The organism is Alteromonas sp. P256, from assembly GCF_036864455.1.
Taxonomy (GTDB): domain Bacteria; phylum Pseudomonadota; class Gammaproteobacteria; order Enterobacterales; family Alteromonadaceae; genus Alteromonas.
The window spans coordinates 39,190-64,706 of record NZ_JAZETM010000015.1; the positions used below are offsets into that span (position 1 = coordinate 39,190).

Annotated in this window: 21 protein-coding genes; 11 read left to right on the forward strand and 10 right to left on the reverse strand. The window is 45.2% G+C overall.

Features of this window, described 5'->3' with window-relative positions; all coding sequences use genetic code 11:
• Positions 1–12 precede the first annotated feature (12 nt).
• Positions 13–816: a UDP-2,3-diacylglucosamine diphosphatase gene (locus tag V7R39_RS16955; protein WP_334032145.1), complete on the reverse strand. Its 804-nt coding sequence runs from the start codon at positions 814–816 to the stop codon at positions 13–15.
• A gap of 413 nt (positions 817–1,229) precedes the next feature.
• Between V7R39_RS16955 and V7R39_RS16960 the strand changes: the two genes are divergently transcribed.
• On the forward strand, positions 1,230–3,692 hold the full coding sequence (locus V7R39_RS16960) for a ligase-associated DNA damage response DEXH box helicase (protein ID WP_334032117.1): 2,463 nt from the start codon (positions 1,230–1,232) through the stop codon (positions 3,690–3,692).
• Between the two features lie 10 nt (positions 3,693–3,702).
• Positions 3,703–4,455 carry a ligase-associated DNA damage response endonuclease PdeM gene (gene pdeM, locus V7R39_RS16965; protein WP_334032118.1) on the forward strand — a complete coding sequence of 251 codons (753 nt, stop codon included), beginning with the start codon at positions 3,703–3,705 and terminating at the stop codon, positions 4,453–4,455.
• Positions 4,456–4,600: 145 nt separating this feature from the next.
• Here the strand turns inward: pdeM and V7R39_RS16970 are convergent, their stop codons facing one another.
• The 3 genes from V7R39_RS16970 to folM form a co-directional block, all read right to left on the reverse strand.
• Positions 4,601–5,494, reverse strand: coding sequence for a carbon-nitrogen hydrolase (locus tag V7R39_RS16970; RefSeq protein WP_334032119.1), 894 nt, complete (start codon positions 5,492–5,494; stop codon positions 4,601–4,603).
• A complete protein-coding gene (locus tag V7R39_RS16975) occupies positions 5,481–6,545 on the reverse strand; it encodes an agmatine deiminase family protein (protein ID WP_334032121.1) in 1,065 nt (354 codons plus the stop codon). The genes V7R39_RS16970 and V7R39_RS16975 overlap by 14 nt, the downstream gene beginning before the upstream one ends.
• Before the next feature lie 145 nt (positions 6,546–6,690).
• Positions 6,691–7,398, reverse strand: coding sequence for a dihydromonapterin reductase (gene folM / locus V7R39_RS16980; RefSeq protein ID WP_334032122.1), 708 nt, complete (start codon positions 7,396–7,398; stop codon positions 6,691–6,693).
• 164 nt (positions 7,399–7,562) lie between these two features.
• Here folM and folE point away from each other — a divergent pair, with 164 nt between their 5' ends.
• Positions 7,563–8,246 (forward strand): GTP cyclohydrolase I FolE, encoded by a 684-nt coding sequence (gene folE, locus V7R39_RS16985; protein WP_334032124.1) that lies wholly within the window; start codon positions 7,563–7,565, stop codon positions 8,244–8,246.
• A gap of 102 nt (positions 8,247–8,348) precedes the next feature.
• Here folE and V7R39_RS16990 read toward each other — a convergent pair whose 3' ends face one another.
• Positions 8,349–8,558, reverse strand: a complete 210-nt coding sequence (locus V7R39_RS16990; protein WP_334032125.1) for a hypothetical protein — start codon at positions 8,556–8,558, stop codon at positions 8,349–8,351.
• Positions 8,559–8,898: 340 nt separating this feature from the next.
• A complete protein-coding gene (locus V7R39_RS16995) occupies positions 8,899–10,848 on the reverse strand; it encodes an alpha-amylase family glycosyl hydrolase (protein ID WP_334032126.1) in 1,950 nt (649 codons plus the stop codon).
• Between the two features lie 293 nt (positions 10,849–11,141).
• On the opposite strand from V7R39_RS16995, the gene V7R39_RS17000 reads away from it, so the two are divergent.
• Both V7R39_RS17000 and V7R39_RS17005 read left to right on the forward strand, forming a co-directional pair.
• A complete protein-coding gene (locus tag V7R39_RS17000; RefSeq protein ID WP_334032146.1) occupies positions 11,142–12,359 on the forward strand; it encodes an MFS transporter in 1,218 nt (405 codons plus the stop codon).
• Between the two features lie 220 nt (positions 12,360–12,579).
• Positions 12,580–13,392 (forward strand): mechanosensitive ion channel family protein, encoded by an 813-nt coding sequence (locus V7R39_RS17005; protein ID WP_334032127.1) that lies wholly within the window; start codon positions 12,580–12,582, stop codon positions 13,390–13,392.
• A gap of 9 nt (positions 13,393–13,401) precedes the next feature.
• Here the strand turns inward: V7R39_RS17005 and gloA2 are convergent, their stop codons facing one another.
• Positions 13,402–13,791, reverse strand: coding sequence for an SMU1112c/YaeR family gloxylase I-like metalloprotein (gloA2, locus tag V7R39_RS17010; protein ID WP_334032128.1), 390 nt, complete (start codon positions 13,789–13,791; stop codon positions 13,402–13,404).
• 88 nt (positions 13,792–13,879) lie between these two features.
• Positions 13,880–14,830, reverse strand: coding sequence for an aldo/keto reductase (locus tag V7R39_RS17015; protein ID WP_334032147.1), 951 nt, complete (start codon positions 14,828–14,830; stop codon positions 13,880–13,882).
• 269 nt (positions 14,831–15,099) lie between these two features.
• On the opposite strand from V7R39_RS17015, the gene V7R39_RS17020 reads away from it, so the two are divergent.
• The 5 genes from V7R39_RS17020 to V7R39_RS17040 all read left to right on the forward strand — a co-directional run bounded on the left by V7R39_RS17020 (position 15,100) and on the right by V7R39_RS17040 (position 19,702).
• On the forward strand, positions 15,100–15,636 hold the full coding sequence (locus tag V7R39_RS17020; RefSeq protein ID WP_334032130.1) for a lipocalin family protein: 537 nt from the start codon (positions 15,100–15,102) through the stop codon (positions 15,634–15,636).
• A 124-nt stretch (positions 15,637–15,760) separates the two neighbouring features.
• Entirely contained in the window at positions 15,761–16,321 is a 561-nt protein-coding gene (locus V7R39_RS17025; protein WP_334032150.1) for a PhnA domain-containing protein, read from the forward strand.
• Between the two features lie 177 nt (positions 16,322–16,498).
• Positions 16,499–17,548, forward strand: a complete 1,050-nt coding sequence (gene pyrC, locus V7R39_RS17030; RefSeq protein ID WP_334032132.1) for a dihydroorotase — start codon at positions 16,499–16,501, stop codon at positions 17,546–17,548.
• Between the two features lie 278 nt (positions 17,549–17,826).
• The gene (gene dbpA, locus V7R39_RS17035; RefSeq protein WP_334032133.1) at positions 17,827–19,206 is read left to right on the forward strand and encodes an ATP-dependent RNA helicase DbpA; all 1,380 of its coding nucleotides are present in this window, start codon (positions 17,827–17,829) and stop codon (positions 19,204–19,206) included.
• Between the two features lie 67 nt (positions 19,207–19,273).
• A complete protein-coding gene (locus V7R39_RS17040) occupies positions 19,274–19,702 on the forward strand; it encodes an ACT domain-containing protein (RefSeq protein ID WP_334032134.1) in 429 nt (142 codons plus the stop codon).
• Positions 19,703–19,839: 137 nt separating this feature from the next.
• On the opposite strand, the gene V7R39_RS17045 is transcribed toward V7R39_RS17040, so the two are convergent.
• Positions 19,840–21,897 carry a M13 family metallopeptidase gene (locus V7R39_RS17045; RefSeq protein WP_334032135.1) on the reverse strand — a complete coding sequence of 686 codons (2,058 nt, stop codon included), beginning with the start codon at positions 21,895–21,897 and terminating at the stop codon, positions 19,840–19,842.
• Positions 21,898–22,235: 338 nt separating this feature from the next.
• Between V7R39_RS17045 and V7R39_RS17050 the strand changes: the two genes are divergently transcribed.
• Positions 22,236–22,862 carry an RraA family protein gene (locus V7R39_RS17050; protein WP_334032136.1) on the forward strand — a complete coding sequence of 209 codons (627 nt, stop codon included), beginning with the start codon at positions 22,236–22,238 and terminating at the stop codon, positions 22,860–22,862.
• Between the two features lie 31 nt (positions 22,863–22,893).
• Here V7R39_RS17050 and V7R39_RS17055 read toward each other — a convergent pair whose 3' ends face one another.
• Positions 22,894–25,425, reverse strand: coding sequence for a carbohydrate binding family 9 domain-containing protein (locus V7R39_RS17055; protein ID WP_334032137.1), 2,532 nt, complete (start codon positions 25,423–25,425; stop codon positions 22,894–22,896).
• Positions 25,426–25,517 lie beyond the last annotated feature (92 nt).

The following is a 25,517-nucleotide window of genomic DNA, read 5'->3' on the forward strand; positions in this document are numbered from 1 at the left end:
GTAACGCACGCATTACGCCGCCTTATTTTTCGAATCGAGGTGTCTAAGGTCTAGTTCAGACACCGTTTCTTGTTTGGTATACACAACCCAGTCTAATAGCTGCAAGTTTCCAGCGTTGTCTTCAACTAGCGCAGAGCAATTTTCTATCCAATCGCCGTCGTTCACATAATGAATCCCATTCACCATATCTGACTCTGGGTGGTGAATATGGCCGCAAATGACGCCATCAAGCTGCAGCTCTTTCGCCCGCTTGGTAGTGGCGTTTTTGTACCGAGCTATGGCCTTATTTGCGCCTTTCACTCGTTGCTTGATGTAGCCTGCTAACGACCAATAGCTTTGTTTTCTCCAGCTTCGCAGCAGGTTAAACCAGCGGTTTGCAAATAGCAGCGCATCATAGGCCTTATCGCCAATCCAGGCGTGAAAGCGGCCTAAAGTCACATCACCATCACATTGGTCACCATGCAACACCAAGTAGCGTTTGTTCGCTGCGGTTTCATGCACGTATTGGCGTTTTATCTCTATATCGCCAAACTGCATTCCTGAATACTTTTGTAAGGGGGCATCGTGATTGCCCGGTAGAAAAATGACTTTTGTAGATTCATGACTAAGCTGGATAACTTTATGTATCACTTCATTATGTGCATCTGGCCAACGAAACTGTTTGCTCATCGACCACATGTCTACAATATCGCCCACTAGGTAAAGCCTGTCGCAGGTCATATTGTTCAGAAAGTGAAGAAGAAATTCTGCTTTGCAGTCTTTGTTGCCAAGGTGTGTATCTGAGATAAAAACGCTTCTGAAGTGAGGAGCCTTAATCATTGAAATGCTCAAATAGTCATTTGGTGTGAAAACACCCTAACCAACCAACTTGACAGTTAATTGACACCTTCATGACGATATCGTTACGGTGCTGTTCTGAAATCAGTGCACTGCAACAATGGAGGACAGAAGTTCGTTATAACTGTTCGTTACAAGAGTTCGTCACAAGAGTTCGTCAAAAGAGCTGCCTACAACAGCAAGGTGAGAGCTCTCTCGTTAAAGTATTTTTATTTAAGAACTTTTATTTAAGTGCTTTTATTTAAATGCTTTTATTTAAATGCCTTCTTTTTTTTGCAAGGACGGGTCAGTGCATGAGGATTGAGGACGTCAGCCAGTGCAAATAAACCTTGCTGGTAAACCTAACTGGGTAACCTGCGTATAACGAGTAAAAAATGGAAGTAAGTTAATTAATGAAATCAGTACCTGCTGTATTTGCCAAGTGGTTTAAAAAGAAAGGGTGGCAGCTTCGCGATTATCAGCGGGATATGCTTGTTGAAAAAGACAAGCATGACTGCACTTTGCTTATTGCACCCACAGGAGCGGGAAAAACATTATCAGGCTTTCTACCGAGTCTAGTAGAGTTAGATGCGTTACTGAGCACGTCAAACTTTACGGGGTTGCACACCTTATACATCTCTCCCCTAAAAGCGCTCACCCAAGACATCCATCGCAACTTGCTGCAGCCTATTGAAGAAATGGGGTTGGGTATTAGCGCAGAAACGCGAACCGGAGATACACCTTCCCACAAACGTCAGCGCCAGCGTAAAAAGCCCCCGCATATATTATTAACGACGCCTGAGTCGCTGATGTTAATGCTGAGCTATGCTGATGCAGATAAACTATTTGGTAAGCTGAAGCGGGTGATAGTAGATGAAACCCACAGCTTAATGGCGAATAAACGTGGGGACTTCCTGTCTTTAGCGTTAGCGCGGCTATCTATTTTATCGCCAGCCATGCAGCGTATTGGTTTATCAGCCACCGTGGCCTTCCCTGAAACACTCGGCGCCTGGCTAGCAGGCAGCAACAGTACCGCCAACATTGTTAAAGTAAAGGCAGGGGAGAAGCCCAAGGTAGATATGCTGCATTCAAAAGCACGTATGCCCTTTGGTGGGTTTATGGCGCGCTATGCCATTGATGATATTTACCAGGCAATAGAAAAAGCGAAAACCACGCTGGTGTTTGTTAATACCCGAGCGCAGTCGGAATTGCTGTTTCAAATGCTGTGGGAAGCCAACAAACTGGCACTGCCTATTGCCCTTTACCACGGTAGTTTAAGCAAAGAGCAACGGCGCAAAACCGAAGCTATGATGGCAAGCGGTTTGCTTCGCGCTGTGGTGTGTACATCTGCCCTAGAGCTGGGAATAGATTGGGGCAATGTGGATAAGGTTATACAAGTGGGGGCGCCGAAAGGGGTAAGCCGATTATTGCAGCGTATTGGGCGAGCGAATCACCGACTGGATGAACCAAGTGAAGCGCTGCTAGTCCCTGCGAATCGCTTTGAAGCGCTAGAATGTCAGGCTGCGATAGCTGCCATTAACAAAGGTGAGCTAGATGGCGATGCCCCGCACTCGGGGGCGCTGGATATTATTCCCCAGTTTATTTTGAATTGTTTGTGCAGTCAGGCTGATAAACCGGACACCTTGTACCAGCAAATTCTAAACGCCACCCCTTATCAAGGGTTAGACAGAAGTGATTTTGATAAACTATGGCAGTTCACATTAGATGGCGGTAGTGCCCTTAATGCCTACGAGCGCTATCAGCGATTGTTGGAAAACGACGACGGTACGTTTTCTCCAGCGAACCGGCGCGTGGTCCAGCGGCACAGGCAAAACATTGGCACAATTGTGGAGTCTGGCCGTCTTAAAGTTAAACGAATACGCCGTGGTAATCAGGGCAAGATTATTGGTGAAGTGGAAGAATATTTTGCTCAGCAGCTTACCCCAGGTGATACATTCTACTTTGCCGGGGAAGTACTTAAATACGAAGCAATAAGAGATATGCAGCTTCACGCGAAGCCTGCCAAGGCAAAAGAGCCTAAAATACCAAGTTACGGTGGCGGGCAAATGCCGTTGTCTACGTATTTAGCCGATGGCGTGAGGGAGATTTTAGCTGATAGCTCGAAGTGGAAAGCACTGCCTACACAAGTGCAAGAATGGTTAACCCTGCAAGAGGCTTTCTCTCAACTGCCTAGGCCCGGCAACGTATTGGTAGAGCAATTTCCATTTCGACAAGCGTATTACACACTGTATTATACCTTCGACGGGCGAAAGGCCAACCAAACCCTTGGCATGTTGTTAACCCGTCGTATGGAAAAGATGAGTATTAAACCCCTTAGCTTTAGCGTTACTGACTATGGGCTATCAATAGCGTCGGTGAACCCAATTACACAGCAGCAGCTTCAGCGCTTATTCCAGCCCGATATATTGGGCGACGAGTTAGAAGACTGGATGCTGCAGGCTCCTATGCTGAAACGCTCTTTTCGCCAGGTTGCTGTAGTGAGCGGGCTCACAGAGCAGCGCTATCACGCCAGTCAAAAAACCATGAAACAGGTAACGTTTTCGACAGATTTAATTTACGACACCTTGCGTGAGCACGACACTGACCATATTTTATTAAAAGTGGCGAGAGAGGACGCAGAGAGAGAGTTGCTAGATTTATCCAGGCTGGCAAACCTGCTTATTCGCTATGTTGATAGCGCGACCTTGGTCAATTTAGAAAAAGTGTCTCCCATGGCTATCCCTATTGTGCTGAATGTTCGCAGTGAACAAATAAAAGGCGCAGGGGCTCAGGCAATCATCGAGCAAGCAGATTTGTACGCTGAGGCTGAAAACATGCTAGAAGACGTACGCGCACTGCTTTCGCAAACACAATAATAGGTATTCATTGGCAATCAGCGACAGTTGGCTAACGACTCAGTTAGCAAAAAGAAAACTCAGTATAACCAAATTTGCGGGGCTTCTGTGGGTGCTAGATGCCAGAGGCGTGGCGTATTTGCCGGCGCTAGACTGGCTGGTGGTGTCAGATTTGCATTTAGAAAAGGGAAGCTACTTACGAAGTTATGGTAATCCGCTGCCAAGTGTAGACTCTCAAGCAACTCTTAAGCGCCTAGCGCGTATTATTGAAGATTATCAGCCGGCAAGAGTCATTAGTTTAGGCGATAGTTTTCACGACAAGCACAGCATGGCTCGAATGACAGCTGAAGACCGCGCCTTTCTATGCAATTTAGTATCGCAAGTGACACAGTGGAGCTGGGTAGAGGGCAATCACGATCCTGACCTGCCAGAGGGCATCCCCGGTGAAGCCCTTGAGGAGATACTTCTTAACAAAGAGGGAGTTTATGATGTGGTGTTTCGCCATGAGCCCGAAGCTGGTTTAGAAAATAGTTTAGAAAGCAGCACAAAAACTGGCACTAGAGCGCAAATTATTGGCCATTTTCACCCTAAAATGCGAACTGCCATCTCACGCAGGAGCTACTCGGGAAAGTGTTTTATATCAACGAGTCAGCTATTTGTTATGCCAGCGTTTGGTCAATTCACCGGCGGCCTCGACATTGAAGATGAGGTGATGCTGGCACTGCTGGCAAAAAACGAAAGGAATACGTTTATGATGTACGACGGTATTATCTTTAAAACATAGCGTTTAAAGCATCGCATTTAAAACACAGCATTTTTACACCACAGGCCCGACAAAAATGGGGTCAGATTACAATTTAGAAGCTGCTGCTGCTTTGAAAAAATGCATTCTGACGTCCATTTATTTCTCTGACGTCCATTTATTGGGGTTAGTCGCGCCAGCGTCTCGTTAGGTCATCATAGGCATCTATGCGACGGTCGCGAAAATAGGGCCAAATCCGTTTGATATTTTCGGTGCGAGACATATCGAGTTCAACGGCAAGAGTAGTTTCACCCTCTGCTTCAGCCTTTGCCAGTATTTCACCCTGGGGGCCTGCTACAAAGCTCTGACCCCAGAACTGAATACCTGGGTCGCCTTCAACAGGTGACGCTTCAAAGCCAGTACGGTTAGCTACGATAACCGGAACTGAGTTAGCAACAGCGTGCGAGCGCTGAATGGTTTCCCACGCGCCATGTTGACGGGTGCGCTCCTCGGCAGTGTCGTTCACATCCCAGCCAATTGCGGTGGGGTAAAACAACAAGTCTGCACCGGCCATTGCCATTAGGCGCGCCGCTTCTGGATACCATTGATCCCAACACACTAGTACACCCAGCTTTCCAACACTGGTTTGTATGGGTTCAAAGCCTGTGTCGCCGGGCGTAAAGTAAAATTTCTCGTAAAAGCCGGGGTCGTCAGGAATATGCATCTTGCGATATTTCCCTGCAATCTCCTTACTTCTATCAAAAACTACCGCAGTATTGTGATAAAGCCCTGAGCCACGCTTTTCGAAAAGCGAAGTTACCAAAACAATGTTGTGTTTTTCAGCGAGTTCGCCAAAAAATTGAGTTGCCGGTCCTGGAATTGGCTCTGCTAAATCAAAGGCGTCGGTGTCTTCTTGCTGGCAAAAATATAAGGTGCTGTGCAGTTCTTGTAGCAAAATGCATTCACAACCTTGCTCGGCAAGTTTAGCCACTTGCTCAGCACTTTTGTTCCAATTTGTCGCTTTGTCGTTATCGCTTACAGCCTGCTGCACAAGGCCCACTTTTAACTTATTTGGGGGCATGTAGTGATACTCCTTTCCTTAATGTCTCAATGATGTCGTCTTTCAGCGTATTTTTTGGCACTTGCATAGAAATACAGTGCAAACTGCCGTATTGCTTTACGAGTACACGACAATCAATTGGTTCAACAATGTAATTTGGAAACGCTTTTTGAATAACATTAATCGCTTCTTTGTCTTCGTCTTGCCCGTAAATAGGGAGCAAAATAGCGCCGTTGCAAATGAGATAGTTAGCATAAGAGGCGGGTAATCTATCGCCGTCCTCGTTGTTGATGAGCGGTAGCGGTAAGCGGTACTGCTGATGCTCTGGAAGTGCACAGGCGCATTCGTCGCAAAGTGCCTTCAACCCTTCAAAGTGACTGTCATCAGGGCGATTATCACACGCTTGAATGACTAGGCCTGTATTAGGCGTAAATCGTACCAACGTATCTACATGACCGTCGGTGTCATCGCCTTCAAGATGTCCATGTTGCAATACGGTAACCTTGCTACATCCCAATATTTCGCTGAACGCATCAGCATAGGAAGACAATGACATATCGCCATTGCGTTTTGGGTTTAACAAGCATTGTGCAGTGGTGAGCAAATGCCCTTGATCGTCAATTTCAAGTGCGCCGCCTTCGGCAACAATAGGGCTACTTCTTAACACCGATTTACACAGAGCGGCTAGGTATCGCTGATTGGCAAGATTGTCGTCTTCAGCGTAAAATTTGTTGCCCCAGCCGTTAAAGCGAAATTCCACTGGAGAGCCATTCTTCTCGCTATCTAAGCAGGTTATAAACCCATAATCCCGCACCCAGGTGTCGTTATATGTGGCAGGTACAATTAGTACCTTTGCATCAGGTGCAAGGCGCGCCGTGAGGTCGTCGATATCGGCAGGTGCACACAGTAATATTACCCCTGCATTATATCGGTTTATTGCAGTTATGACGTTGAGATAGGTGTCTCTGGCTTCTTCAAGCCATAGTGCCCAGTCGGTCTGGGCATGAGGCCATGCCAGCATGATAGCGTCTGCATCATGCCATTCTGGCGCCATAGTGCGTGTGCCCTGCATAGTTCATCCAAGTAAACAGTGAAAGGCTAAGTATAACTGTACCGTGCAGTCCCACCAACACTGAGTCTAATAAATTTACGGCATTGGCTACATGTTACAAAAAGCATCTAACACACTATTTTTCTCGTTATTCTGAGCCTTGACATCATTTTAAATGCCTACCGCCATTTAAATGCAGGGTTTGTCCGGTGATGTAGTCGCTGTTTAGTATATAGTGCATAGCTTTTACTGCTTCTTGTGCACCAGGTACCGTTTCAAGTAAGGATTTCTTTAATGCTTTCTGTTTATAGGCCTCGTCATCATCTTCATTAAACATGAGAAGGGCAGGGGCAATGCTATTTACCTTTACGTGGGGAGCTAGTTTTTTTGCAAAAGAGAGCGTTAAGTTGTGCAAAGCTGCTTTGCTGGCTGCATAGGCCATATGTTTTTCACTGCCCGTATCCTGCACATAATCTGTCATGTGAATAATGTCGCTAAAGCCATCTTGATTTGAAAGCGAATGGGCTAAGGCGAGATTAATACGGTAGGGTGCGAGGGCATGGACATTCATCATGCGGTTAAACAAGCTGTGCTTATCGTCATGGTCTTTTTCTTGTGCCCAATCGGAGGCGTTGTGAATGATTGCGCGATAGCTTTCGCTTGCTGCCTTAATATCATCAATTGCTCGATCAATAGCCTGCTCAGTGCTAAAATCTGCATAAATAGCGGCTGCGCCCTTGTCTTTTAGTTTTTCTATCGTGGGTCGCAGTGTTCTGTAGGTTACGACAACGGCATTACCCTCTTCGAGCAAGCTGTCTGCCATAGCCAGTCCTAATCGCTGACTAGCGCCTGTAATAAGTATGGGTGAGGCCAATGTTTTTTCCTAAATAGTTAATATGTAAGGGAATACGTAAATAGTGTGTCATTGGTACATAACTTGGCAACTATATTAAAAAAAAGTCATTTACTAGCCTAGTCGATCTGTAACGCATTGATGTGCGTAGAAGTTAAAAAAAGAAGTTATATACGGATAATCCAATGTTAGCAAAAGAAGCGGTAATTGTGCGCGACGCACTCGATCCCTCTATATCTGAATCAGCGCAGCGTGTACGAAGCGTATTAGAAGCGAAAGGCTTAGAAACGCCTATGGTGCCTAACGGCCTAAGCGATGAGCAAAAGCGCACGCGTATTGCCAGTGCCATGCGCGACGTAATGGAAACGCTAGGTCTAGATTTGACGGACGACAGCTTGTGCGACACGCCAACGCGCATTGCAAAAATGTATGTGAATGAAATTTTTGGTGGCTTAGATTATAGAAAATTTCCTAAAATCACTGCCATTGAGAACAAGATGCAGATTGATCAGCCTGTGCAAGTATCTGATATTAGCCTAACGAGTACCTGCGAGCATCATTTTGTGACTATCGACGGCACTGCGACTGTATCGTATATACCAAAAGATACCGTCATTGGTTTGTCTAAAATAAATCGTCTTGTTAGCTTTTTTGCCCAGCGCCCGCAGGTACAAGAACGATTAACGCAGCAAGTATTAGTTGCTATACAAACGCTAGCAAGAACAGATGATGTGGCGGTGTCTATTAACGCTACGCATTATTGCGTGAAGGCGAGAGGTATCAAGGATACAAACTCGTATACCAAAACGTCAGCGCTGGGCGGTCAGTTCCTCACCGATAACGACTTGAAACGCAGCTTCTTTTCTTAGCCAGCTTTTAAAGCCTCGTAGTTATTGCTCCATAAGAGTGTTAACTACGCGGCTTTTTCATATTTATACTGTGAATACAGTTTTTGAATTTGTCTTTTGGATTTATCTGGCTCGAAAATCGGGCTCTAATGCGTCAATGACCAAGTTTATCTTTCCGCCAACGCCGTCAGCGGGTGTTAAACTCAGGTACTTTTTACAGCCGGAGCAGGAGTCAAATTGTTCGGTATACATGTCTTTAAGTATACCAATTTGAACCGTGTTTGTTGCCCCGCAATGTGGGCACATATATTCCAATCCGCTTTCGCCATGCATAATTTTTCTTTCCCCATAATGATGTCCATATTTCACGCTTAACGTGATATTTCCGTTGCGTGCCCGGTTACTCGAAGCACAAAAATTGAGTAATGAATCAATTTTCAGAAGTTTAACAGTGAGAAGCGACATTAGCGGTAGCGCTTCCTAGCGCAGTGTCATTAAACTAAGGCCCTCACAACGTTAAAGTATAGTGGTATTGGCGATATTTGCCTTAAAAAGTCATTAAGAAAAGGTAAGTATTTGCTATGTATAATAATAAAAGCACAGCAGCGGTGTCTGCAGCGCTTTTATTGTACGCCCAATTATAGTTAATGCGGCGAATAAGGTGAGAATACCTTTAGCGGGTAATCCAGAGCTGTTGGAAAGGGCGAAGTGTGATTACCGTCTCATCGCCTTTAAAGGTAGTGTCAGATAATAAGTCTTTATACGATTTGCCGTTAAGCGTCCTTAGTATCTCACCATCAACTTGCTGTACGTGTTCGCTGAAATTACTTACTGCTAATAACTTTTCGCCGTTTTCATTTTCTCTTAAAAATGCAAAACAGTGATGGTTGCTAGCTTCTAAAATGTATGTGCGCGCTTTACCAAATACAGCATGGGTTTTACGAATTGCCAACATGTGTTGAAGGCCCTTAAATACCTTTAAGCTCGCATCTTCCTGAGGACTTAGCGTACGCTGTACTTTTTCCATGGCCAGTGCAGTGTCTTTAGGGGTAACGGCTATTCTATTTACCCAGCGGTCGTCGTGTTGCTTAGTCACGTCATCGCGATAGCTGTAGTCATTAAGCTTTGCAATCTCATCACTTGAGTACAATAGCGCTATACCACCAATACTGAACGTAATGCCGTAAAGTAACAACATACGGTTGACGGCTTCTTCAATGCCCTTTGTATCGTTGTTATGTAACGCACTTTCCAGTCCGCACAAAGACGCGAGTGACCCACAAACGCGACAATCGCCATTCGATGGGTTTTCTGCAAACGGCACGCCGTTAGCAAAGCTGCCTTCAAAGCGTCCGGTAAAGAATTGGTTTAAAAAAAAGCGGTGATCATTGCCGTTAATACCAAGCTCTTGTGCCACATCATCGTCAAAGGTCCATCCAATATCATCATGGCAGCGAACATAATTTACCCAAGTGCAATTATCAGAAATAGCAAAGCTCTTTTGCATTGAGCGAGTCAGTAGTCTGGTTTTTCTGGTTGCTAGGCTATTCCAAAGTAGTGCCATAAGAAGTGGATTATATGACAACTTACATTCGTCTTCGCCAATGTATTTGTTGACTTCATCGGGGTGCACAATCGCTTCAGATTTAAATACCACCGCAGGCGCCGCTATTTCTAAACAGCAATTAAACGCTTGAATTAAAACGTGGGCCTTATCTTGGTTTTCGCAGTTAGTCCCCATTTCTTTCCAAATAAATGCAAGGGCATCTAGGCGAAGGGCTGCAGAGCCTATATTAGCTAAAAACAGCATTTCAGATGTAATGGCATTAAAGACTTCTGGATTACTGTAATTTAAATCCCATTGGAAGCTGTTAAATGTAGTCCATACCCATTTTTGCATCTGTTCGTTGAAGGTAAAATTTCCTCGACGAACCTGAGGAAATATTTCCCTTAGCGTGGTTTCATATTGGTCGGGTATGGTTCTATCATCATAAACGTAGTAATAGTTCTGATATTGCTTTTTACCCTCAAGCGCGGCTTTTGCCCAGCGATGCTCGTCAGAGGTGTGATTGAACACAAAATCGAGTACCAGGTTAATTCCCTCTTTGAGCAGGGCGTCAGCAAGGTTTTCTAAATCTGCTGTGGTGCCAAGCGTTGGGTTTACTTTGCGATAATCAGACACAGCATAACCACCATCGCTGTCGCCAGCAGGTGCGTCGTAGAGTGGCATCAGGTGAAGATAAGTAATACCTAGTGCTTTGTAATAGGGAATGCGGTCGTGTAGGTCGTTAAGGGTAGGGCCCATTAAGTCAACATAGCATGCTAAACCTACTTGTTTTTCGTCGCGATACCACAGCGGTGATTTAAGCCTGGTCTCATCAAGTTTTTTAAGGGCAGGTTTTCTTTTCTTAATACCATCTCTTAACGTTTCTACTAATTTTTGTAAATGATAGTAGCAATCGTATTGGTGGCCATACACACAGGTGTATTTTTCAAAGAGCGAAGGAAAATGCGCTTCAAGACGTCGTGTAAATAACGTCGCGTCCTTCTTCGTGAGGCCCGATAGATCGGTAGATTCCAAAATGCGGTCTAGGCAAACACTAACGTCAGCAGCATAGTTCATAAGTGGTTCCAAATTGATACGCAAATCCGTTTTTCCTGTTGCGTTAAACGAAAGATAAGAATTAACGAGTTTACAGGGATTTTAAATTCTGTTAACTTTTATCTTAAACGATTAAGTTATTTTATCAAATAAACTTACGCCTTTGTTCATCAAATAATCTAGTACGTTTAGACGGTGACGAGCGAATAACATAAATTAGCTTGGTTTTAGGCTTAAATAGCAGTATTGATGCGAGACGCACTATGTCCAATCAGGATCAAAATAGCAGAATTATAAGATGGTTAACCTACCTGATGTTTATGATGTTCGCCATGACATCAGATTCGGTAGGGGAAATTATAAAGGAAGTGAAGGTGGCTTTTTCTGTCACTAATGCGCAAGCGAGCCTGATGCACTCCCTTCCTATGTTGGGCATAGCGTTATCAGGCCTATTCTTGGGCTTTTTAGCCGACAAAATAGGTAGAAAGCCAACTATTATTATGGGTTTAGCCATTTTTGGTGTGGCGTGCTATAGCTTTTTGGTCGCTGATGATTTTCTGCTTATTGTAAGCCTGATGAGTTTATCTGGCGTCGCGGTGGGCGTATTTAAAACCGGAGCGCTTGCACTTATTGGGGATATTTCCTCGTCTACAAAACAGCATACTTCAACGATGAACGGTGCTGAGGCATTCTTTGGCGTCGGCGCAATTGTAGGGCCGTTAATCGTCGCTTACTTAATCCATCAAGGAGTGGCGTGGCAGTGGCTTTATGTTATTGCAGGTGGTGTATGCACGGTTTTAATTGTGGGCGCACTATTTGTAAAATACCCAAATTATACCCGTGAAAAAAGTGAGAAAGTAAAGCAGGTTTCAGTACTGCAAAGTTTAGCGCTTGTAAGAAATCCCTACGCTTTTGGCTTTTCTGTGGGCGCATTTTTATACGTGGCTGCGGAAAGCGCAATATACGTGTGGATGCCTAGCTATTTGGTATGTGATGCCTCTACACTTCGAGCAACCTATGACTGCTACAGTGAAGGCGTCAGCCAAACCTTAGCAATTTACTCGGTAACGGCATTTTTCATTTTACGAGCCGCGGGTCGCTTTGTGGGTATCTGGATGATGTCGCATTTTAATTGGGCACTCGTATTGATGTTATTCAGTGGGGGCATTGTGCTTTGCTTTGGTGTTGGACTAATGGGTGGCAAGCAAGTGGCGCTCTATCTATTCCCGTTGACGGGTATTTTCATGTCGGTTATCTACCCCACCTTTAATTCCAAAGGAATAAGCTGTTTTCCCAAACACCAGCACGGCAGTGTTGCGGGGGTTATTCTTTTCTTCACCGCAGCAGGCGCCGCAGCTGGACCATTCATAATGGGCTTGGTAAGTGATGCTAACGGTGGCGACGCCAAGTATGGGTTTATGGTTGCAACGGCATTTGCCGCTATTTTATTTATCGGCATGGTGTATAACTTTGTTAAAAATCCAACGCAAAAGCGCCTGGCCGAAATTGAAGCATCTGAATACAGCAATTAACGCCGTAAATTAAATTTTCATCAACACGACAACTTGGATATTATGAAACACCCCCAGTCATTGGACATTCCAATAACTGGGGGTGTTTTCATTTGGTCCGTTTCTAATTGCGTAGAAACTTCAGGTTACCCACACGCTCTAGAGTCCTCATTTTATTGTATGTCGTTTCAATGTTGTTTATCCTCGGCACATCTCAACCATTGATGCATTTTTCTCTCCTATGGACGAACTCAAACAAGCCCAAGCACTCTACGACACCCTGGTAGAATTTGCCGTCACCTACAGTTTTCAGATGTTTGGCGCTCTGGTTATCTTTTTGGTGGGCTGGTGGTTAGCTGCAAAAATAGGTGGTGTTGTTGAGCGCGTGATGATTAATCGAGATATTGATATTACGCTAAGTCGCTTCACAGGAGGCGCCAGTAAGCTAGTTATCCTCGGTATCGTGATCATTATTGCGCTGGGCAATATTGGAATAAGCGTGACGCCGTTAATTGCGGCCATAGGTGCTGTGGGCCTTGGTGCTGGGCTAGCCATTCAAGGAATGCTAGCGAACTATGCGGCTGGCTTTACCATTATTATTACGCGTCCTTTCGTTGTTGGCGATACTATTAGAGTGCAGGGCGTCTCGGGGGTGGTAGACCAAGTAATGCTGCCTTACACCCTGCTTATCGATGAAGATAATGTCACTATTCAAATTCCTAATAAACTGATTGTGGGGGAAGTGCTGCATAATTCTGCTGACAACATGCTTATTGAACTGTCTGTTGGCGTAGCATATTCAAGTGACGTAGACCGTGTGCTTTCAGTAGTGACAGATGCAGTAAAGTCGGTGGACGGTGTTCCTTCAGACAAGACGCACTCTATCGGTATAGACAATTTCGGCGACAGCAGTATTAATATTGGCATACGGGTGTTAGCTCCTTCAACCCGCCATTTTGAAATTCGGTATGCACTGAATAAAGCCGTGTTCGACGCCCTTAACCAGGCGGAGATAGAAATACCCTTTCCTCAACGTGAAGTTAAAATGTTATAGCATGATTATTTAAAGTGCCACCTCATAGAGTTCTAACGGCAAGCCGTCGGGGTCTTGAAAGAAGGTAAAGCGTTTGTCAGTATATTCATCTACGCGAATGGGTTCACATTCTACGCCTTTGTCCGTAAGCTTTTGAATGGCTGCATCTAGGTTGCCTACTTTAAACGCGAGGTGTCTTAATCCTTGCGCTTCAGGCCTAGAAGGCCGAGTTGGTGCATTCGGGAATGAGAACAACTCTATTTGACTGCCGTCGGCAAGTGCAAGGTCACATTTGTAAGAGTCTCTAGCCTCGCGATAATTTTCTGCTATAACGCTAAACCCTAATATCTCGGTATAAAAATGTTTTGAACGCGGGTAGTCACTACAAATAATAGCAACGTGATGAAACCCGTTTAGCATAGCAACCCCCTTTGCGCAAAGAATGCGCTAAGTATGTAATGAAATACAGCGGCGTTGACGGCAACGCCACTGCGTTGTGGCTTTGGTGTTAAGGAACTTCCTGGCCGCGAGCAGCTTCTACAAGCGCATACCAGTGTTCTCGAGATAGCGTAACGTTATCCGCTTCTTTGCATGCTGCTAGTCTTGCAATATTGGTGGTGCCAAGTACAGGCTGTATGCTAGCTGGGTGCCTCATAAGCCAACCTAATACAATAGCTTCTGGGGTAGTTTGGTACTCACTCGCTAATCGTTTTACGAGTTCTGCGGTGTTCTTGTCAGTGTCACTGTTTGTGGTGGCACCTGTATAGCGACCCTGGGCAATACTTCCCCATGCTTGCAGTTGAATATTGTTTAGCATGCAGTGTTCAACCGTACCCGATGCATAGCCAACTTGGCGATTGGCAGTGCTATTGGTAGTTATGCCGTCCTCTACCCACTCTCTAAAGCCTAAGCTCATTTCAAGCTGATTGGCCACAATAGGCGTTGATAGCGCAGACTGTAGGTACGCGATTTGATGTCCGTTCATATTAGACACGCCAATGTGTTTAATCTTACCTTGCCGTTGAAGTGATGCCACACATTCAGCCACCTCATTAAGCTCCATAAGTGGGTCTGGACGGTGAAGCAGAAGCACATCAATTTGCTCGATATGTAGACGGGACAGAATTCCCTCCACCGATGTGTTTATCCATTTTGCCGAGAAGTCGTAGCGCTTTGGACCTAAGTCATCTTCAAAACGAATAGCGCATTTTGATTGGATAATCATCTTTTCCCGTAACGTGGGCGATGTTTTTAGCACCTCACCGAAGGCTTGCTCTGCTTTTCCAAACGTATAGATGTCTGCGTGATCAAATACATTGATGTCTAGCTCTAACGCTTTATTGATAATGGCATGTGTTTCGTTTATGTGGTCTGACGTTACTGGGTTGTTGTTCCAGCCACCGCCTAGGCCCATGCAGCCGTAAACGAGTCTGCTGGCAGATGGGAAATGTGCTTGCATGCCCTTACTAGCATGGCTTCTCAAATCGGTACTCATATCGGAACTCATATCATTACTCAAAGCGTTGCCTTTCAAAAGTGCGTTCTCCAAAATATGCTTTTTAACCCTCATCTTAAAAAAAGGTGTTCTTCAAAAAAGCTGTGACGTATACACTGTGCCGCATCAGTTACGATATCGCTGTTGCAGGCCTTTTAAAAGCGACGTATCAATAAATAAAGTGACGGCATTAACGCTAATGCTATGAATACGTATGAAATCAGGAAATTAGTATGCGCTTTCTACAAAATCTAACACTTGTTACCTTTCTTTGCGTGCTGCTATCGAGCTGCACAAGCGTGCCCGATGGCGTGACGCCCATCACCGGTTTTAATCTCAACAAATACCTCGGGCAATGGTATGAGCTTGCCCGTTATGATCATAGTTTCGAAGAAGGGCTTTCCCGTGTTACGGCTACTTACTCTATGAGAGATGATGATAGCGTGAAGGTTATCAACCGCGGGTATTCTGAAGAAGCTGGTGAATGGGAGGAAGCAGAGGGTACCGCTTATTTCGTCGATGAGCCCACCACTGCGCACCTTAAAGTGTCATTTTTTGGGCCATTTTACGCCAGCTATATCGTGATGAAGCTTGATAAGGAAAATTATCAATACGCATTAGTAACCGGCCCAGATAGAGAGTATTTATGGTTGCTAGCGAGAACGAAAACATTGCCAGATGCGACCATCGCAGAACTAATGACGTTTGCTGAAAATGCGGGCTACGACACCGACAAACTCATATGGGTAGATCAAAACGCAGCACTTTAGAGAATAACGTTAGACAAGAACTTTAGAAAATAACGCTTAAAGGACCTGTTGAAGTTCACCTCGAGTGGGCGTGTTGATGAGCAATTTATGCTATTATTGCACACAGTTTATTTTTGAGATGTAAATTGTGCTTCAAGACGCCGTTATAACCAGAGCTGATCATGCTTGCGAACTATGTAAATCCACCTCTGATACTGAGGTTTATATGGTACCTGAATCACCAGACGACACCGCAGGGTGCGCTATTTTAACTTGTGATACTTGCCGTGCTCAGTTAGAGGGTGAAGCAGAACTTAACCCCGTGCACTGGCGCTGTCTTAACGATGCAATGTGGTCGACAACGCTTGCGGTGCAGGTGGTCGCCTATAGATTGTTGTCTCGATTAAGCACCGAAGCGTGGGCGCAAGATGCGCTAGATATGATGTATCTCGATGACGACGCTAAGACCTGGGCCGAAGCAGGCCTTATAGAGCGGGATGCTACATTAGATAGTAATGGCACTGCGCTTAAAACCGGAGATAACGTGCATCTTGTCAAAGACTTAAACGTCAAAGGTGCAGGCTTCACTGCCAAGCGTGGTACACCGGTAAGGGGGATCAGCCTTTGTGATAACCCGTTACATATTGAAGGCAAGGTCAACGGCACCCGTATCGTTATTATTGCGGCGTACACGAAAAAGTCATAGATAATACATCTTTACCACTGACGTAAAGCACGTTAGCGCACTTATGACCAAGCTCTTATGTATGAGCTATGAGCGCTGAGGATTTTTATGACATGAAAACCTCAGTGTATAGAGAATGTAAGTAAACAATAAATTGTAGAAATCCCAAAACCCTGAAAAGAAATGAGAGAATTAGGCATGCAAACGTTAACCATCACTACTCCTGACGATTGGCATCTTCACTTCCGTGACAATGAGATGCTGGCTGAAACTGTTCCAGCTACGGCAAGATGTTTTCAGCGCGCTATTGTAATGCCTAATTTAGTGCCCCCAGTGGTTAATGCTGCAATGGCGATGGACTACAAAGCGCGTATTGATGCAGCGCGTCCTGCCGGCAGTAGCTTTGAACCTCTAATGACACTGTTTCTCACTAACGAAACATCACCGCAAGATATTGTCGATGCGAAAAAAGCAGGGGTAACAGCGTGTAAGCTTTACCCCGCTGGAGCCACCACTAACTCCGATGCTGCAGTAAAAGGTATTAAAGCCTTGTATCCCGTATTTGAAGCCATGCAGGAGCAGGGTTTACTGCTACTTATTCACGGAGAAGTGACAGAAAATCACATTGATATTTTTGACCGTGAAAAGGTGTTTATCGATACCCATTTAACGCAAATTACCGCTGCTTTCCCTGAGCTAAAAGTGGTGTTTGAACACATTACTACAGCAGATGCTGCCGAATTTGTTGCGCAGTCCAATGAATTTGTGGCCGCGACTATTACGCCTCAGCATTTATTGCTTAACCGCAACGATTTATTAGTAGGCGGTGTGCGTCCACATAATTATTGCTTACCCGTATTAAAGCGAAATACCCACCAGAAAGCGCTAAGAGATATGGTCGCCAGCGGGAACAAGAAGTTTTTCCTAGGCACCGATTCAGCGCCTCATGCCAAACACAAAAAAGAGAATGCGTGTGGTTGTGCAGGGTGTTACAGCGCGTGGTCTGCCATAGAGCTATATGCTGAAGTGTTCGAGCAGCTAGGAGCGCTAGACAAGCTTGAAGGGTTTGCCAGCCATTATGGTGCAGACTTTTATGGTTTGCCTCGCAACACAACAACGATGACCTTAGTGAAAGAAAATTGGGATGTACCCGAGCAAGTAACCCTAGCTGATGGCACTGATATGGTACCGTTTTACGCGGGGCAAACACTGCAGTGGAAGCTCAAATCAGCTTTCCAGTCGGCATAGCACTGAGCGCAATATTTGCCCTATAGCGACAATTTCTTTTTATACTTGAACACGCGACCTTGGTAACAGTAATAGTACTACCTGTTTAAGAAACAGTGATAGTAGCAGTTATAAAAGCTGTTATGAAAACGGTTTTTGAAAAACCGCTCGCGTGTTTTTAAATTATCATGAGCCTTTCGTTTTTACCTCCTCATTACCGCTAATGGTCAGTAAGACTGCCACTAGCGAGTGGTAAAAACGGTAAAGAAGGCCTTTGAATCTCCCCATTGGATAGAATAATGACAGTTGAAACGATTAAAGACCTTGATATAAACCCCGCAGTTGTAAAAGCGCTAGACGCTCAAGGCATTCACCAACTGTCGCCTATTCAAGCGCAGTCTTTACCTAGTGCCTTACAAGGCAGGGATATTATTGGCCAAGCGCAAACGGGCAGTGGCAAAACCCTGTGTTTTGTTATTCCTGTGCTGGAAAACATTGATGTTAATGACTTTACTACTCAAGCATTAGTCTTATGCCCAACGCGAGAGTTAGCAGATCAGGTCGCAGAGCAGTTTAGGCAGGCGGCGAAGCAAATTGGTAACGTGAAGGTGACAACCCTGTGTGGCGGTAAACCCATGGGGCCGCAAATTCAGTCCCTTAAACACAGTCCGCACATTATCGTGGGTACACCAGGGCGAATTATGGATCACGTAGAAAAACGTCGAATTACACTAAAAAATGTGCGTTTTCGTGTGCTTGATGAAGCTGACAGAATGTTGGATATGGGCTTTGAAGATGACTTGCGCGTTATTTTTTCTCCCATGTCATCAAAGGTACAGACACTGTTGTTTTCTGCCACCTTTACTGAACAAATTGAGCGTGTAGCTAATCAGTATTTGCGAGATCCTGTGTCGTGCAAAGTGGAATCTCAAGACAACAAGCCAGCGATTACGCAACTGGGTTACAACGTGCTAGAGCACACTCGGGTTCAAGCCCTAAAAGCGGTGCTGACTCACTACCAGCCTAAAAACGCCATTGTGTTTTGTAATCGCAAGGTTCAGGTGGCTGAGGTGGTAGAGGAGCTTGTAGAAGAAGGTTTCAGTGCGGCAGGCCTAAAAGGTGATATGGAACAGCATGAGCGCACCGCTGTACTTATGCAGTTCGCCAGCGACTCACTGCAGGTTTTAGTTGCTACCGATGTGGCTGCCAGAGGACTGGATATTGATGATATCGCGTGTGTCATTAACTACACCGTAAGTGAAGAGCCAGAAGTGCATATTCACAGAATTGGGCGCACTGCACGAGCAGGCGCAGAGGGAATGGCCATTACGCTAATTAGCGATGATGAAGAGAGTTCGCTACGAAAAATTGAGGTGCTGCAGCAAGAAGACATCCCGCTAAAAGGCGCGCAAAGCCTTCGTTTTCATAAAAACAAAATTACCCAGCCAGAGTTTACTTGCCTGTCACTTAGCGCGGGTAAGAAACAAAAGCTTCGCCCTGGCGATCTCCTTGGTGCATTAACCAAAGATGCAGGTATTCCAGGTGATGATATAGGTAAAATTGCGGTACAAAATAGCGCGAGTTTTGTTGCAGTGAAGCAGCGCAGCGTGAAGCGAGCAATGACCCAATTTCGCGAAGGTAAAATAAAGGGCAAGCGCATTAGAGCTAAAAAGCTATAGCAAGTCTTAGGCGTTATCAAAAAATCGCGATCTAAAAATTTAAAATAAACGCTTACAGGTACTGACCATGGCAGCAGAAAAAGACTTGAGAGTGCTATTGAGTAACCTATCTCCGGTTGTTAGCGCAGAAGAGTTTATCTTCGTTTCGTTGAGTGAGCATGAATCTGAAGGTGACAAACATAGTATGTTATTGACCAAGGCAAAAGGCATATTCAAAGAAGCTGAGGGCGTTACCTTTATCTTAGCGTGCCAGCTGGCAGCGCAGCATGGACTCACAGGTGAAGGGCCATTTAAGTGTATAACTTGTGAAGTGCATTCAAGTCTCGATGCTGTTGGCATGACGGCAGCGATGAGCACTGCGTTGGGCAGCGCTGGTATCAGTGCCAATGTGGTTGCCGCTTATCATCATGACCATATTTTTGTGCAGTCTGATAAAGTATCTCACGCCGTTGAAGTGCTTAAAAGGCTATCGGCTGACCAGTCTGTAGATGGCTGATTGCATTAGCTCGCTTTCTGCTACACATAACTAAAGTAAGCGAAAACAAAAGCAAGTCTAAACCAAAGCCAGTCGAAAAAGCTGAGAAAAAAAGGGCGCCTGTGAAGACAGGCGCCCTTTTTTGATGGGTATATTGCTTACCAAATTTTAATGCGGTCTGCCGGTGCAAGATACAGGGCGTCTTCTTCAGTTACGTTAAACGCTTCGTAAAAGGCGGGCACATTTCGAAGTGCACCGTTTGTACGAAACTGAGCCGGTGAATGGGTATCGGTTTGAACTTGGCTTCGCAACGCTTCGTCGCGGTACTTACTTGCCCACACTTGGCCATACCCTAAAAACACACGCTGGTCGCCGGTAAAACCGTCTAAAACAGGTGCTTCTTCGCCATCTAAAGACAAGTGATAGGCTTTAAGGGCTATACTTATTCCACCCAGATCGCCAATATTTTCGCCAAGGGTATATTCGCCATTAACATGCACATCAGGCAACACCTCAAACTCGTTATATTGGTCAATGAGGTTGGTTGTGCGCGCTTCAAACTCTAAGCGGTCCTTATCGGTCCACCAGTTGCGCAATACACCATCACCATCAAATGTTGAGCCTGCATCGTCGAATCCGTGGCCAATTTCATGACCTATAACTGCACCAATACCACCATAATTAACGGCGTCTTCAGCATTCATATCAAAAAATGGCGGCTGCAGAATGGCTGCAGGAAATACAATTTCATTTAGTGGCGGATTGTAATAAGCATTCACGGTTTGCGGTGTCATACCCCATTCGTGAGTCCATACCGGGCCGCCCTGTTTCTTCAACATCTCTTCATAAAGTACATCAGAAGAGCGCTTTAAGTTGCCAAATAAGTCACCGGCTTTTACCGTAAGCGCTGAATAGTCCTTCCACTGATCTGGATAGCCAATTTTCACGGTAAATTTAGATAGTTTATCGAGGGCTTGTTCGCGAGTTTCATCAGTCATCCACTCAAGGTTTTCAATACTACTTTTGTAGGCAAGCAGAAGGTTGTTAACCATTTCCATCATGCGTTCTTTGGCTTCTGGTGGAAAGTGCTGCTTCACATAGACCTTGCCAATTAGCTCACCCACATGGGCATTCGATAAGTTTACTGCACGTCGCCACTGAGGCTGCTGTTCTTCGACGCCGCGAAGTGTTTTGCTGTAAAAGTTGAAGTTTGCTTCATCAAGCTCACTATTCAATCGACTTGCCGATGCATTGAGCAGTCCCCACTGCAGAAAGGTTTTCCAATCATCAATAGAGGTTTGTTGAATTACGCCATCGATATTTTGCATATAGTCTTTTTGCAAAATTCCCAATGCCTCAATGTCGCTTATATCAGCGCTTTCTAAATAGCGCGACCAATCAAAGTTAGGCATGAGTTCGCCAAGCTCTTCAATGGTCAACTTATTATAATTGGCCGCGAAGTTTCTCGCTTGCTCTTTCTTCATATGTAACTTTGCAATACGAGTTTCTAGCTCAAACAACATTTGCGCGCTTTGTTGTGGTGCGTTAAAACCGGCCAGTTCGAACATAGTTTGAATATGTTTCACATAGGCATCGCGCACGGTCTGCGAGTTTTCATCATCGTTGAAATAGTATTCGCGCTCTGGTAAACCTAGCCCCGACTGCCAGGTATACATAAGATATTGCTGCGGCGATTTTAAATCGGGATATTGAGTCAGGCTAAATGGCGTGCCGTAACCATATCGAGCCGCATAGGCAAAATAGGCGGCCAGATCTGAATAATTTTCGATATTCGCAATTTTGTTTAACTCAGGCGCAAGCGGTGTTACACCTAATGAATCTCGGGTGTCGACGTCCATATAGGCGCGATAAAAATCACCCACTTTTTGTTCGTCGCTACCCGCTTTGAAGTCGCCTTCTGCCGATGACTTTATAATGTCCATCACATGGTCTTGTGCTTCATCTCGTAAAATAACGAAGGAGCCATAGCTAGATTTATCGGCAGGGATCTCGAAAGTGTCGAACCATTTCCCATTTACATACTGAAAAAAGTCATCGCCAGGTCTGACACTTAAATCCATATTTTCAGTTATGATCCCCGAAGACAGCATCTCTTTCTGTACTTCTGCAACGGTACCGGTTTCTGGCGCCGTGTTTTGCGGGCTACATGCCGCTAATGCAAGTGCAACACTTAAGCTTAATACGCTACGTAACATCGTTTGGTATGTCCTTCTTATGAAAATGTGGCACTGCGTTGTACTGCGTAGAACTGCACTATATAAGACCACACTTTTAGCGCTAAGCTAAACACGGTAGGGCTGTGTAATGAAGAGCTGTGCAATGGCGCTGCGGTGCTGTTATTCTGTGTGGTTTTTATCTTGCGCAAACAAGAATATAGAGACCACTTATTGTTGGTTTAGAACACTTTTTAGCATGAAGGCATTATTAGAAAAAGTGTTTATAGTGAAAATACACAGGTTGTAACAACTTGTAGTGGCCAATTGGTTATAGTGGACCTGGCCCGCTCATCAATTTGTTTAACAGAGGACATATCATGAAGCCATTTAACTCAGCACTTTTTGCCTCAATCTCGCCCTGCGAATATGCCGATGCACTTTCACGAGAGCAATTTATGGACTACGGGATAAAGCCTCTATGGGCAGGAATGGGGCGCATTGCAGGGCCTGCCTTCACGGTAAAATGTGCCCCTGGCGATCATCTTATGTTGCATGCTGCAATTTACCGAGCCCAGCCTGGGGATATCATTGTGGTTCAAGCTGATGACAAATTTGCCGTGGCCGGTGGGAACGTGTGCGCTATCGCCCAAGAAAGAGGTATAGCTGGCTTTGTCATCGATGGCGTGATTAGAGATATTGCAGAGACGAGAGAAAACAAGTTTCCCGTTTTTGGGCGTGGAGTTGTGCCAAAGCCAGGCGCTAAGAAGTGCATAGCGCCTCTCAATGAGCCGATTGTGTGTGGCGGTGTCACCGTTAATGCTGGTGATATCATTGTGGCTGATGAAGAAGGCATCGCCGTTATTCCACGCGCTGAATCTGAAGAGGCCTTTAGCATCGCAAAAGCGCGGGCAGATAAAGATTCGTCAATGTCGTTATCTCAGTGGCAAGAGCAACACAGAGAAAAAGTGGAAACAACACTCGCTGCCTTAGGCTATAAAGACTGACCCCAGTGCAGTAGCGCTACTATCGTTACTATTAATACAGCCACGCGTAGCTAAATTTCATAAATACCGCTTGCTCTGTTCGAAAAAGTCCTGGCGTTGCCTCATCTGCAAATGCAGAGTCGCCATAGCCAATGAATAAACGGGACAGGGGATTAATCATATATGAGTAAACTAGCTGTGTACCCATGTTACGTTCTCTAGCGTCTACGTCCACCAAATAAATACTGGGGTTTCTTCGTACATCTGAGTAAATAAGCGCAAGGCGAAGAAACTGCTTTGCGTCGAACTGGTAGCTCATGCGAAAGTCAGATAAATTGGCGGTAAACAGCATCTCGTTGTTTACATCAATACGATTGTATTCATGGCTAATTGAGGCTTCTAAATGATCGCCAATATTTAGCGTTATTTGGGGCTCAAGCAGAATTTGATCGCCCAAGCGATTGTTGCGCAAGTCTATTCTATCGCCTATTCGGGCAAAGTTTTCAAAGTACAGGGTGCGATTTGGTTGCGCTTCAAAGTAGAAAGAAAATTGCTCTTCGGTAAAACGTGTGGTGTTGCCGTCAATGGCAAGGCTTGCACCGTTTTGGCGTAATCCAACTGTGTCTCGCTTCACCCATTGGAAGTTGAAATACGATTGATAGGCTGCGTTCATCTCTATTTGCGCCTGAACTTCTCGTTCTATTAACTCGCCATTGTCATTGTGAGTGATATCCCAGTCGCCACCAAACTCTAGACGGTTCCACCACGCATTATCCTTCCACCACAACAGCCCGCCACCGAGTATTGATTTGTGCCTATCGACATTACTTTCAAAACCTAAATCGGCACGAAAATCAGACTGAGTACTGGTTCTATTGGCAATGACATACCATTCTCTTTCTTCATGGCGGTAATCTATTTTGTAGGTACTTCCAGAGAACGCGTCTTGTTTGTCTGTTCTCAATGTTGTTTCGGTAAAGTCTTCTTGATTCCCGCAATTGCCTCGACAAAACTGTGAGGCAAGGGCGTCAGGGTATTGCGTATCAGAGCGAAGCAATTGTGCCCGTAGTGTATCACTAAGTGTAATTTGATAGCGCACGTCAACGCCGGTGACTAGGTTGTGATATTCATCAGCATGTCTACCCGTAAATATAGAACCAACAGACAGGGTATCGGAAATATCATAGCGATAGCGCGCTGCAAGGTTTGTACTGCCTTGTTTGAGCTGCGCAACGCTTGAGCCTAAATTCCCTGGAACGAGGAACGTGGTAGTTTCATCATTTGCCAGCAGTAAACCAAAGGTATGGTCGTTAATTCTGCCAGTAAGTTTGCTACCAATATCAGGAGCGCCAATGTTGCGGGTGTACACCAAGTCATATTGAGTACTGAAAAAGTCGGCATTCTCCACAAAAAAGGGACGTTGCTCAGGAAAGAAAAGTGCAAAAGGGTTATTAATCCCAAGTTGACCGGCGTCGGCCTCTACTTGTGAAAAGTCTGGGTTAATCGTAGCTTGAAGCAGCATGTCAGAGGTAATGCCCCAGTTTATATCTACTCCCACCTCTTGATTGTTACCGTATTCCCATTGCTCTGGGGTTGATGGCGTTCTACTGCGTGCCGCTCCGGCAACGGCATAGGGAGTAATTGACAGGTTTTTCCCTTGCTTAGCACGACTGAAGCCTTGCATTTTTCCCATTTGGCATAAGCTACACGCGTTATTGCGATCCACAGGGCGGTTCGAGATACGCAGGTTATTATCTCTTGGATAAAAGCGAACAAACTCCGCGCGCCATTGCTTAAGCCCGTCAATATCCAGAAAATTCATAATGCGAAACGGCAGCGCGATTTCTACGGTATAGCCTTCATCGGTGATTTTTGCTTCCGCCTCCCAAATAGCATTCCAACTAGCGCTTTCGCTGCGCGTCATCTGGTTTTCGATAGAGTCGGTTTGTATACCGTGAGGGTTGACAAAAAACTGATAAGAGAGACGGCTATCGCCGAATGTATCCAGCTTAACGCCTACCAAATCGTTATCCCACACGCTATCGCGGTCGCGAAACAATGCGCGTATTGCAGAAGGGTCATCGTCAAATGCAGTAAAAGAGATATAAATCATATCGCCATTTTCGAATATTCTGGCGATGGTCTTAACGGGTGGGGCTGTATTTTCAAATGGGCGAGTCACTACATTAAGCGGAATTTCCTTAGCCCGCTGCCATGCCTCATCATCTAAGATACCGTCTAACGTAATCGTCTCTGAAAGATAGGGTACCACGATAGTGTCAAAGGTATGGGACTCGTTAGGTGAAATGGTATCACTAACGTCGGATGAGCGTTTATCTGGGGAAGGTAGCTCTGCCGATTCAGTAGTGGACTCAGCCGAACTCTGAATAACAGACTCTGTAGTGCTCTGAATAACCACGGCCACCGATTTGCTGTCTTCTTTTGTTTGTTGGCTATCCTGCTGTGCTGAATTACCTTCAACGGCACTAACAGAAAATGCGAGTGCAAGCAATAAAGCGAGGCAGTACGGCCGCCAGCTCGTACCGATACAACGCTGAGGTGTCCTGCATATCAAAGTGTCCATTTTTTTAAACGTCTTTTTGTTCGTTATAGTTTTTGTGTGGGCAGTATGAAGGATTTAGTTAGATGTCAAAAGAATGTTAATCGCATATTACG